Genomic DNA, 12493 nt, shown 5'->3' on the forward strand with positions numbered 1-12493 from the left:
AAGGAGGATTATTTAGAAAATCTAAGAAAGCTTCACGAGATAAGGCCTTGTTCTTAATCTTTTGCTTATCGGTTAGGTAGCAAACCTGAAATACTCTTGCTGCCAGATCAACGCCTACAGGAACATATCCTGCAGATAGCTGCATTGTGTATAGCGCAAGCTCGCCTTCGTTTAGCTTTTGAGAATTGCCTGCCATTGAATAGCTCCATTGTTGTTTGTTAAACAATCGCACTATTCAATTTAAAGATTCGGCCTAGGATAGAAGCTTAAGACTGAATAATGCGGCTCAGAGAAGTACCGTTCTTGTTTTTCTCTGACACCACATCATTCAGAGAGTCATCAAAGATGAAAAGCTGCTAGGCTGTTTCGTTACTCTTGTAATCACCTACCGTACAACCAAATGCAATTACTGAATAATGCGGTTCAAGGAAGTACCGTTCATAATTTTCCTTGTCACCACATCATTCATCAGAATAAGACTCGCTAATTACTACAGAGAGCATGTAGATGAGGCTGGTTATCAGCTGCTTAAAGGCTCCAGATTCCTTCTGCTTACACGTAATTCTCGATTATCAGAAGAAAAGAAAATCAGGCTTGATTCTATCCTCAACTACTACAGTGAGCTTAATAAAGCCAATGAGCTCAAGGAGCTGTTACCTGAAGTCTATGAAGTTAACACAAAAGCTGAAGCATAACGATTATGGACTGAATGGGTAAGGCTGGCAATATCCTCTGGTGTTGAGGAAATAATGAAATTTGCTAAGAGTCAGAATGACCACTACAGAGACGGCATTACCAATGCCGGCATCTACCATATCAGGACAAGTGTTCTGGAAGGTATAAATAACAAGATAAAGGTTCTAAAGCGTGTAGCCTATGGGTACAGAGATTTAGATTATTTCTTTTTAAGAATAAGAAGTGCATTCAGAGGAAAGTTTACTCCAATCCCGACGATTGGATAGAAGAAAGCCCTGATGAATTTTATTATATTCAAATCAGGGCTTTCCACAGATTCACGGATGAACCTTAGTTTTAGGCTTCCCACTCAGGCTTAACTGGTCCAGATATCTATGGATAATGACAGAAGTCATTACTACACTAAAAAAAATTATCAGGACAAACTGTTTTAACTTGTTTAAAAGCAAAATAACAGTGATTTATTCGAAAATTTTAGAGAGCAATGTCTGTTTTTTGTTTGGTCCACATCGTAAATGACGTTCAAAATCAGAAGTATTTCTAAAAATATTTTTACCATCCTTGTATTCAATAGTTGCTACTGCATAATGGTTCTTTTCACCCCACTCCAAAGCTTTATCAGCTCCTAATACTAACAATGCTGTAGCTAATGCGTCAGACTCAAATGCACTATTTGAAACAACTGTTACTGATTGCGTGTTATGAGATACTGGATACCCATTTTTTGGATTTATAACATGCGAATAGGCTTTTCCTGTTACTTTGTCTTTAAAGAAATTCATATATGTTCCTGAAGTTGCAAAAGCTCTTCCAAGAGAACAAACAGTGGCAGAAGCTTTAGAATACGATGAATTAGGATCTACTATTCCCAGTTTCCAATATTCTCCTTTAGCGTTAACTCCACTTGATCTGCTTGCTCCGGCAACATTTACCATATAATTTTTATAGCCTCTTATCATCAGTTCAGAAGCAATTGCATCCGCACCTAATCCTTCACCTACTGTTGCAAGATCTAGTTTAACATTCGGATTTTTTTTAATAAGGTAATTCTTATTATCCTGGATTTTTAATTCAAACTTATCAAGTCCAACATATTTTAGCGTTTCTTCAATTTGTTCTTTAGAAGGAACAACCTCATAAATTCTTGATATCATGTCATTCGCATCTTTATCAGAAACATTAGAATTAGCTTTTTCAACACCAAATCCCCATAAATTTACAAGCGGCCCCACAGTAATATCAATTCCGCCATCAATTCTTTTGCACTGGTATACTGTTTTTACAAGGATTTTCGCTAACTCATTTGAAATTTCAAATGGTTCTGTTGATTTAAATGCATTAAATCTTGCTAATTCAGCATTAGAATCAAAAGTTGAGATCTCTTTACAGATTTTAATAAAAGCATTTTCAGCCAATTCAGAAAGAGCTTTTTCTCCTCCAGAAAATCCCCCCACCACATTAATGGAATAAAAAGTTCCCATTGTTTTCCCATGTACTTTTGTAGAGGTCATTTGTTCTAAAGGTTTCTGTATTACATTAGCAGATTTCTGTAATTCTTTATTCTGACTATCAGCAAAAAAAGCTAAAAGAACAGAAAACATAGCTATAACTACAAGTATTCTAATTATATTCATATATAGTAACCTAATTATAATTTGAACAAATATTATTCGTGTTTCATATCTATTTTTGTCTGCAAAATAAATAGAAATTTAATATTAAAAAATATCTTATATTATCTCTGATAAATTATCTCTTCATTTATAAAATATCATATGAATAACTATTCTAGTATGAAGATAATAATCAAAATAATTTAATTAACCGGAAAACATTTTCCGAATGTAATCCTTTAACAATTTACAAACATTAGTAAAAAAAAACGGTCAACCTCTTTAATCAGAGGATGACCGCGACTAAAGAACTATAGACAAACAACATTATTGTTCATATAAAGAAAATAACTTACTAATGATTTATCCTTTTTAACATCCAAGGATAGAAAATGTTAAAAAGTGCTTGCATTATATGTCTAAAAGTTATTTATTGTAGTGCAATTTTTTTTAAAACATGAATTTGATCACACAAATAAACAAAAGAAAAAGGAAGAAGAAGAGGAAGAAAAAGATTTAGCGAATAACTCTTTATAATTTCAAATAATTCATAATAATCTGTATACCTTGGCTAATTTTAGCTATGACCGGAAGACGCACCTAACATCGATCCACTTCCGCACTTTAACTTCGATCCAGTAGCGCAACTTAACTTCGATCCGCTTCCGCACTTTAACCTCGGTCCAGTTGCGTACCGTAACTTCGATCCATATTTTTCCGAATAAGACCAATCAAACACTATTCCTCACCATCATATCTAGACTTAATAATGCAGCAATGTTGCTGTTTATATTGAGGACCTGAGTATGATTCAGGGAAAAATTATGAATGTTACACAATTGAGGACAATATGTTCTGAGCTTTTCTTAGGCAAATCACAAAGAACTATTGCAAAAGACTTACATATATCAAGATCTACTCTATTAAAATTTTTGGGAGCGTTGAAGAATAATGGCATTACTTCAATTCAGGAACTAAATTCCATATCTGATTCTCAACTTGTTCAGATAATCTATGGAAATAAGGCTGATATAGGAGACACACCAAGGGAAAAGAACAAAATAATCAAACACAGAGATACTCCTCCAAAGGCTGAAGATATATATGATCCAGACATGGAGCCTTATTTAAAGCTTTATGTTGAAGCTCATTTACATAAGGCAGACATATATGTTGATTATCTAAAAGCCGCAAATGAAAAAGGATTAAAGCCTCTTGGAGAAACTTCATTTAGAAGACGATTAAACAAGATAATTCTGGAAAACACAGAGCCCAATGTCGACATGCATCGCGAGCATGAATACGGCAATGAATTAGAACTGGACTGGTGCGGACAACAGTTTGAAATATTAGATAACAACAAGAATACGGTAAGCTGCAACGTCCTGGTTCTTTGCTGGGCAACCAGTTACTTCACGTACGCTCGCCTGGTACCATCTCTTTCTACGGTTGATACCATTGATGGCATTAGAGATGGTCTTATGTATTTCGGTTGTTTACCAAGACAACTTTTAATCGATAACCCGAAATCAATGGTTATTAAACATCATATTGGTTCTGAAGCGATTTTTACGCCTGGATTTGATAAGTTTATGCGTAAATGTGGAGTCGCAGTAAATCCAAATAATCCATACAGTCCAAATGAAAAATCTGCTGTTGAGACAAGTGTTCGTCTGATTCAGGACAGGTGTCTCAGTAGAATGCCTAAAGGATGTATGTTTTTGGATGATGCCAATATCACTCTGATGAAGAACGTAAATGAATACATAAATTCAGCTCCGTTCAAGAGGGAGAAATTCTCACCCAGAAAAGTTTTGTTTGAACGATATGAAAAACCAGCAGCAAAACCAATCGAGATGGTCATTCCTCCCTTTACAGACTATATACCATCACTCATCGTTCGCAAAGATTACCATGTAGAAATTTACGATAATTTTTATTCAGTACCGTATAAATATGTAAATAAAGTTGTAGAAGCTGAGATTTCTGGAGGGATCATTCAAATCTGGTTAAACCAGAAAATAATTGCTCAGCACGTTAAAATCAATGGAGTTTTTGGAAGATATTTTACAAAAGATGAGCATATGCCTATGGCTCACAAGGTTGTAAAAGAAAAAGAGTTAATGTACAAGACTCCTGACGATATATACAATGCAGCACGTGCATTAAGTAATGATTTGCTTAACTTCTGCATAGCACTGCTAAGTAGATCTGATAATTTTGCAGATAACAAAAAGGGCTGCATTAACCTTATCAACAAATATAAGCGAAATCCTCAAGAGCAGCATATATACAACTGCGCTATACAAAGCATACTGCACGATCCTCTTCAAAGACCTCTTAACAGCTATGTTTTTGCAGATGCAGTAAAAGAAATCAGTCAATACGCTGACAATCATCATGGACAGCTTCCGTTTCAAACAGAACTGTCCTTTGATACTCCAGATAATTCTGTAGGAAACCAGGAATCAACGGCTTTTCTGAGAACCACTGATGATCTGTTCAGAAACAATAAGTAAATATGAGAGGATTTCACTATGAAACTTTTAAAACAGCAGGAAGAACTGATAGTAAAACTAAACAAACTTGGAATACTTGGAATGGCTGATGATCTAAGAAATCAGTTTGAAAATGAAGAAATCTATTCTCAGGTTAGCTTCATAAATAGAATTGAGCAACTTGTATCCTGTCAGGAAGCATTCTCTGCAAATCGAAAATATGCTCGGCTAGTGAAGAATGCGCATATACGAGATTCGATTACCTTTAACCAATTAAGGTTTAATGAAAAAACAGATGGCATTACAAATGATGAACTAGCCTATTTGGCAAGCAATATATGGGCAACAGACGACATAAAGAATATCCTTATAGTCGGTTCAACTGGTGTGGGTAAAACAGCATTGAGTTCAGCTATTGCTTATAACCTCTGTAAGGCAGGCATTTCTGTAAGATGTTATCGCTGGGGAGATTTTGTAAACGAAGTAAACATCCGAAAGGACGACACCAGAAGCATTGCTCTGTTCCTAAAGCAAATAATTAAATACACTGTTGTATGTTTTGACGATTTTGGACTGCAGGGAAAACTGGATTCAAAGGTTGCAGAATGTCTATTCCATATACTTGATTTAAGATGGAGAACAAAACCTGTAATATTTACCAGTCAGCTCAAAGTCGAAGGCTTCGAGTTACTGTTTGCTAAATCAACACAGAGTGATGCCATAATTGACAGATTACTTCATCCATCAAAGATTGTAACCTTACAAGGGCAATCAAAAAGATAAGTAACAACAAGTGGATAATGGCTATCATTATAGGTGGTAGCCATCCACTGGATCAAAGTTATTCTGCAGAGCTGGATCGAAGTAAAAGTGCGAAGATGGATCGATGTTAGCCGGCGGAAGTGGATCGAAGTTAATTGGCGATAGTGGATCGATCTTAAGTGCGTTTACCGATGACTTTATGTGTAAGCAATAGTTATCCTTATAATTTCACCATACCTTGAACATACGAATTCGATACTGAGATTGCTGTTAATCAAATTGTTCTTAAGAATATGTATCTGGAAATGATCAATAACAATAAAAATAACGTGTCAGTGCAGATAAAAAAACTATGAAAAAGATATCATTTTCCGAACAATTGGGACGAACTTTATAAGGAAAGAAGAAACAAGAAAATATCCTCAAAAAAAGCATTAAACAAGTAGTGAGAGGCAAGAAATAACTGGGGTAACAAGCAGCAGTGTTGAAGCAGGAATTAGGGAGAAAAACTATAAATTTATAGATATTGATATATTTTTATAGGTTTTTATAGATCCAATTAGCGGTATTATCATTCCTACCAAACACGTAGTAAATCATAAAAATAATCAGAACCAATCTGATTGTAAACCTGTCTTTGACAGTTTTTAGTTAAAAAGTTATTAACTTCAAAGAGTTAATAACTTTAAAAGTAGCAATATTTTTTGGGCTTTATAAATTTTTTAAAACTTTTTTTGAAATTTTTTTAGCGGTCTCAATTTTACCTTTTGTGATAAGTTCACAGTCAAATCTCATTCTCAGTAAGTCATATAATCCATCGGTAATATCTGTTCTGGTATAAGCTCCTGTGTAGTACTTGTCTATAGTGGTGCTCTGCATTTTGCGCAGAGTTGAGATTAGCTGTTGAATAGGGATTATCCTTCCCATCTTCTCATTAAGCTTCTGCTCCAGTATTCTCAGAACCTGCAGGGCCATAAAACAGGTTGTAAAATGAGCTTTGATTCTTTCACTGTTATGCAGATAGACAGGACGTGATCTCATCTCAGTCTTCATAATCATGAATGATTCTTCATTTTCCCATCTGCCTTTGTTTACAGTAATAATTTCTTTAACAGGCATAACCTCAGGGCTGATATTTGTACTTACCGCATAGAAACCATCGTATCTTGCGTCTTCTATGATTGCAGCCTCATCCAGAGAATACCTGTTAGAGCTGTCTGTAATGGCTTTACCTTTGGAATCAACGGTAGAAGTCTTAATAAATTTTCTGACATTGTCAGAAACATTCAAATCAATCTTTTTACTGTTTTTAGCTGCAATCATACGGATGGCTTTATTCAGTGTAAGCAGTCGCTTATGCTGCATAAAATGCTTGTACTTGATTGAGTAGGTAACAATCAGTCTTTCTTCTAAAACCTTGCCTTTATTTTTTGAATTTCCAGAAGGAGTAATGATTACATATTTCTCCTTATAAAAAATTCGGTTGTAGTTTTCCGGATCATCCTCATCAATATCATCCAGGGAGAATACTCTGCTGCTGCCTTCTGTTCTCCATCCGGTACGTTCAATCTCAGCGTATACCTTCTCAGGATTCTCATCTTCTCTTATTGGCTCTAAAGTTATGGAACGGCCGCGGTTTAAAACCCATTCAGTAGTAGCCGTATCAGCTTTCTTTAATGGTCTGATAGTAATGTAATCAGTGGTGATACAGTTTAAGGATTTCTTAATCAGATGAGTTTTAGAATTGAATGCCTTGTTATCAAATGAGGCAAGTCCGGCATCAGTACAGACAATCAGTCTGGAATCTGGCAGATTGAAATCATCTATGATTTTCTGCTCTAAAGGAGTAAGACTAATCTGCTCACTCTGAGCTCAATGGAATACATTGAAACCTAAAGGAATACCCTTTCTGTCGGTAAACAGACCAAACTGCACAATTGGAGTGGTACGGTGTTCTTTAGAAAAGCCAACACGTCTTAATTCATCCTCATCATCAATTTCAAAGAAAAAATTAGTACAGTCATAGATAAGTACACTGGTATCACGCTGGCTGCACTTAACACTCTGCTGATAAAGGAAGCTTTGAATAAAATCCATTTCCTTATGAATAATATCAAGCGCCCTGTAGATATCATGAAGTTCATAATCAGGGGATTCCAGTAAGGACTGACAGAAATCATAGGTGCTTTTTTTAGAGGATGGGTCAAGTATTCTGGCAAAGACTAAATCACTGATAATCTTCTCCAGATTAAACTGAAATGAATGTCTGCTCCTAATCTCCTTAACCATCTGTCCGATGTTTTCCTGATAAAGGATTCTCTGCAGGTATAGATAGCCGACATTAAATGAACGGATTACATTTTTCTCGTAAGGTACATCCGGAATAATAGACAGTTCAACAGGAACTGGCTTATGAGCTTTCACATCTGCTGTTAGTTTACGAACATATTCCTGACACCAGGCTTTAATATCCACTCCATCTCCAAGCTTCTCTCTAAGCTCTGTCTCAGAGCCTATTTTCTTAACAGTTCTGGTAGAAGAAGTACCATTAGGTTTTCTATAGGATTCAGCAACGTAATAGATAACCGTATTCTTACTTTTGGAGATGGACAGTTTCATATTTACTCCGGATAAATAACGATATATCTATATCATACAATGATATTGCCATAATATAGCTACAAATATTATATAATAAAATTTGACACATATTAAATTTTAACTGTTTGAAATAAATGATTAATTAGGAGAATTTGAGAGGAAGGATTTTTAGCAAACAGTCAAAGATGTGCAAGTTTGAGAGCTTTGCACCTATATTTTTTTTCTAATGCGTAAGAGACAATCCTCGTTTTTAACCGTAGGAATGATTGCCTGCATCATATATTAAAAAAATGATCTGTATCCCACGCTTATATTTGTAAATTACATTTATTATCAGTTTGTTAACTATACTTTATGTAGCTTGTTTTTTATTGCAATGTACTAGGAAGGATAACTATGCCTATATTCAATAAAATGTCCGTTCGAGGTAAGCTTGTATCAGCGTTCTTCTCTATCATCATTTTAACCATTCTGATTGCTGCAATTTCGCTGGTTCAGCTTTTTAAAACAAATGATGTAATCAAATATGTACACTTCATACTTGGTGTAAGATATGAGGCTGTAAGCAAGGTTTACTATTCCATGGAAGATGTTGATCAGATATGCTTTGGAATTCAGGCTGATTTAAAGAAGTACACTCCAGAGGAAGAAGAAAAACTTGTAGCACAGATGGAAGTTCTTAAGGCTGCAACCGATTTTATTGATAAAACAGATACCAATAACCGTAAAAACGTAGATCCTATCGCCGCAGGTGTAAAAGAGTATATAGCTCTTGTTAATGAGAAATTCCTTCCAACAGTAAAGAAGAAAAACGCACCTATGGCTCAGATTATCTATGAAAAGAGCCTGTTTAAAGTCAGTGATTCGGTAAAATCAAACAGTCTGGCTATTACAAAACACCAGATACAACAGACAACAGGTAGAGTAGATACCATCGCAAGTACTACTCCTATTATGATTATTCTGGTTGTTTCTGTAGCAGCAGTTATTATCGCAGTTACAATTGCACTTATCTTCTCAGGAAGCATTGTTGCAGCCTTAAATCAGGCAGTTGGAGCAGCTGATAAGATAGCAAGCGGTGATCTTACTCATGAAACCCATTCAAGACGTCTTGACGAATTCGGTACTCTTTTAAAGAGAATCGAGAATATGCGTCAGCAGATGAATTCACTGGTTGGACATATCAAGACCAAGACCTTTGCTATTGAAGAGAAAATCACTGCCATCAACGATGTCACCAACCGTATCAATGAATCCTCTCAGAATACACAGAACCGTGCTCTGACTGTTGCCGCAGCATCCGATGAGATGGTATCAACCACAGGTGATATCGCCAAGAACTGTGAGAATGCAGCAGCTTCGGCAGACCAGTCAAATGTAACAACCAATCAGGGTGTATCAGAAGTTGAAGCAACTATCGCTGGTATTCATGAGCAGGTAGAACATTCAAAGAGAGATGCTGCACAGATTCAGGCTCTTGTAGATCAGTCCCAGAAAATTGGAACTATTGTGCAGACCATTGAGGATATTGCATCTCAGACCAACCTGCTGGCTTTAAATGCTGCTATTGAGGCTGCCCGCGCAGGTGAGGCTGGTAAGGGATTCGCCGTTGTGGCTGATGAGGTTCGTTCTCTTGCTTCAAGAACAGGAAGCTCAACTCATGAAATCATCAGTATGGTTACTAAGATTCAGACCGATGCAAATGAGGCTAATCAGTCTATGACATCATCACTGCAGACCATGAATACACTTGCAGAAAAGGCGTCAGGTGTATCTACTCTGCTGGGCTCAATTTCAGATCAGGTATCAGGTGTAAACGCTCAGATTACACAGATTGCTACAGCTGCAGAACAGCAGACCACCGCAACCGCAGAAATCTCAACTAATATGCAGAATATTACTGAGATGGCAAAGGATCTGACTACTGAGGTTGACGAGGCTAAACAGTGTGTTTCCGAGTCTGTAACTCTTCTGAATGAGCTTTTAGAAGAGGTTAAGGATCTTAAGGTTTAGATTACAGGTTATAGGCATATTTTTGGGCTATAGAGATTGTTTTCTATAGCCCTTTTCTGTAATTAACTGAAGAGGTACGAAATCAGATCACTGATTGAACCACTTCCTGTACAGCTCATCATAGACTCCTTTTTCATGGAGCTTCTTTAAGCCGTCATTGATTTTGTCAGCAAGAGCTGTATTTTTCTTGTTTACAGCAATACCTAGCTGTTTAGCATTTACTGCACTCTCAGGAACATGAACAAGCTCCTTTTCACCTGTTGAAATCAGATAGTACTGATTTACTGGAGTACCGGTAATAGAAGCATCACAGCCCTTGCGCTTTAATTCCATGAAGGCTTCAACCATAGTATTGAAGGTTACGACTCTGGCATCAGGAATTCCTGCAGCGACATCAGCACCAGCTGAGCCAATCTGAGCACATACAGCTTTTCCTTTAAGATCATTCATTGCCTTGTATTTACCAAGATCTTCCTTTCTGATCATAAGATCCTGAGCTGCTACATAATAGCCCTCAGAGAAAAGAACCTGCTTCTGGCGTTCCTCAGTAATGGTAAGACCGGAAATAACAGCATCAATAGAAGATGACATCAGACTTGGAATCAGACCATCAAAAGGCATTGGCTCTATTTTAATATTCAGTTTTTCTTCTTTACCGATGGCATTGATAAGATCAATATCAAAACCTACGATTTCATTTGTTTTGCTGTCTATGAATCCGAATGGAGCAAAGGTAGGTTCAGTTCCGACGATAATAGTGTCTGCGGCATTTGCACTGTATACAAAAGAGCATAAGGCCAGAGCCATAATGTGTTTTAAGAGTTTCATAGTGGGGTCCTGAAAAAAATAAACTATACGGAGAGTTTATCTCTTAAATACACTTAAAGAAAAATACTACGGAATTTCACCAGAATTGAACAAAATGCACCTATATCAGGTAAAGAAAAAGCTCCCATGTTTCCACGAGAGCATTGAATTCAATTTAAAAGACCTAGACTGTCTACAAATTCCTACTTAATCTCCTGTCCTACCTTTGGAGGTAAAAAGGTGATACTCTTTGGAACTCCTTGTTCATCCACTCCATTCATATGGTTCGATCTTATTAAGATGTTCACTTTCAATTCCAAGAAATTCATGAGCAAAATTCTTAATATACTGTTCAAGCATTATCTATCTCACTAATGACGAGTTATAACCACGAAAAAAATGGATGTAAAACGTAGCATATATTGGAAATCAGAGCTATGAAGAGGCTCACATCTATTGATAATTGAAAACAAAAAAACCCGTTATCTTCGCCGCCGGAATACCCCTTGTTTTAACAATGGGGATGTAAGGCGGCTAAAAAGTATGCTATAATATATATATTGTTTAATAAAGTATAAAAATAATAACTATATATATGACAGATGCAAATCTAGCAAAACTTGCTTGTAAATTTAAGCTTGAGCCAACTGGAGAACAACGTCGTTTTTTCAGCAGGACAGCAGGTTGTACCAGATTTGTATATAACCATTTACTCTTCAAATGCAGGGAAGACTTCAGAGAATATCTTGAGGAAATAGATACCAGACAGAGTAATGGTGAAGCTTTAAATAGAGATGAAGCCAAGAAGCTTAGTTTCAGACCTTTGTGCTATAAAGGTATTACCGGGTTAAACTATCTGCTTCCTGATTTAAGGAAAGAATATCCTTTTTTACAGGAATGTCCTTCTCAGGCTTTACAGCAGAAAGCGCAGGATTTGATGAGTGCCTATCATAGATTCTTCGATGGCAAAGGCGGTTTACCAAGATTCAAAAAGAAGGCTCTTCATAACAGCTTCAGATTTCCTCAGGGCTTTGAACTTGATGAAGACAGAAAGAAGATATGGCTTCCCAAGATAGGCTGGATTAAATACCGTAAATCCAGAAACATCTTTGGTAAACCAAAGAATGTAACAGTTTCACTGAACCATGGAGACTGGTATATCTCTGTTCAGACAGAGTTTGAATTAAAGCCTCTGATACAGGAAATTAATTTAAATACAGCTGTAGGTATTGATATGGGAGTAATCAGATTTGCCACCTTATCAGATGAGAACTACATACCGTCATTAAAAGACAGGCTGAATCCTGTTTATGAAAAAATAGAAAAACTGCAGAGGAGATTAAGCAGAAAGAAAAAAGATTCAAAAAGATACATTAAACTCAGAATAAAACTCTCTAAGCTTCATAAGAAACTTACTGATATCAGATACGATTATCTTCAGAAAGAGTCTGCACGCCTAGTCAAAAACCACGACATTATATGTGTGGAAGACCTGAAGGTTAA

7 protein-coding genes and 2 pseudogenes are annotated in these 12493 nt (G+C 36.3%); 5 read left to right on the forward strand and 4 right to left on the reverse strand.

Annotated features, from left to right (window positions below):
• A partial coding sequence (locus tag B5D46_RS10950) for a hypothetical protein (RefSeq protein ID WP_143675672.1) occupies nucleotides 1-196 on the reverse strand: 196 nt, incomplete at its 3' end.
• Between the two features lie 220 nt (nucleotides 197-416).
• On the opposite strand from B5D46_RS10950, the pseudogene B5D46_RS12410 reads away from it, so the two are divergent.
• Nucleotides 417-962, forward strand: a pseudogene (locus B5D46_RS12410) (transposase).
• Between the two features lie 195 nt (nucleotides 963-1157).
• On the opposite strand, the gene B5D46_RS10965 reads toward B5D46_RS12410, so the two are convergent.
• A complete protein-coding gene (locus B5D46_RS10965) occupies nucleotides 1158-2330 on the reverse strand; it encodes an FAD:protein FMN transferase (protein WP_078929498.1) in 1173 nt (390 codons plus the stop codon).
• A 785-nt stretch (nucleotides 2331-3115) separates the two neighbouring features.
• Between B5D46_RS10965 and B5D46_RS10970 the strand changes: the two genes are divergently transcribed.
• On the forward strand, nucleotides 3116-4828 hold the full coding sequence (locus B5D46_RS10970) for a Mu transposase domain-containing protein (protein WP_078929499.1): 1713 nt from the start codon (nucleotides 3116-3118) through the stop codon (nucleotides 4826-4828).
• Between the two features lie 18 nt (nucleotides 4829-4846).
• On the forward strand, nucleotides 4847-5590 hold the full coding sequence (locus B5D46_RS10975; RefSeq protein WP_078929500.1) for an ATP-binding protein: 744 nt from the start codon (nucleotides 4847-4849) through the stop codon (nucleotides 5588-5590).
• Between the two features lie 690 nt (nucleotides 5591-6280).
• On the opposite strand, the pseudogene B5D46_RS12520 reads toward B5D46_RS10975, so the two are convergent.
• Nucleotides 6281-8188 (reverse strand): annotated as a pseudogene (locus B5D46_RS12520) (IS1634 family transposase).
• A 378-nt stretch (nucleotides 8189-8566) separates the two neighbouring features.
• Between B5D46_RS12520 and B5D46_RS10990 the strand changes: the two are divergent.
• Complete coding sequence (locus B5D46_RS10990) at nucleotides 8567-10183, forward strand: methyl-accepting chemotaxis protein (protein ID WP_078929503.1); 1617 nt, start codon at nucleotides 8567-8569, stop codon at nucleotides 10181-10183.
• An 87-nt stretch (nucleotides 10184-10270) separates the two neighbouring features.
• Here the strand turns inward: B5D46_RS10990 and B5D46_RS10995 are convergent, their stop codons facing one another.
• Nucleotides 10271-11011, reverse strand: coding sequence for a basic amino acid ABC transporter substrate-binding protein (locus tag B5D46_RS10995; protein ID WP_078929504.1), 741 nt, complete (start codon nucleotides 11009-11011; stop codon nucleotides 10271-10273).
• A gap of 574 nt (nucleotides 11012-11585) precedes the next feature.
• On the opposite strand from B5D46_RS10995, the gene B5D46_RS11000 reads away from it, so the two are divergent.
• Nucleotides 11586-12493, forward strand: a 908-nt coding sequence (locus tag B5D46_RS11000) for an RNA-guided endonuclease InsQ/TnpB family protein (protein ID WP_078929505.1), incomplete at its 3' end; no start/stop codon positions are given.

This window comes from Succinivibrio dextrinosolvens DSM 3072, assembly GCF_900167015.1.
GTDB classification, from domain to species: Bacteria; Pseudomonadota; Gammaproteobacteria; order Enterobacterales; family Succinivibrionaceae; genus Succinivibrio; species Succinivibrio dextrinosolvens.

What these genes read in the sequence shown, in the direction of transcription:
- B5D46_RS10970 (WP_078929499.1), top strand. Translation starts at nt 3,116, where the DNA reads ATGATTCAGGGAAAAATTATGAATGTTACACAATTGAGGACAATATGT.
- B5D46_RS10975 (WP_078929500.1), top strand. Translation starts at nt 4,847, where the DNA reads ATGAAACTTTTAAAACAGCAGGAAGAACTGATAGTAAAACTAAACAAA.
- B5D46_RS10990 (WP_078929503.1), top strand. Translation starts at nt 8,567, where the DNA reads ATGCCTATATTCAATAAAATGTCCGTTCGAGGTAAGCTTGTATCAGCG.
- B5D46_RS10995 (WP_078929504.1), bottom strand. Translation starts at nt 11,011, where the DNA reads ATGAAACTCTTAAAACACATTATGGCTCTGGCCTTATGCTCTTTTGTA.
- B5D46_RS10965 (WP_078929498.1), bottom strand. Translation starts at nt 2,330, where the DNA reads ATGAATATAATTAGAATACTTGTAGTTATAGCTATGTTTTCTGTTCTT.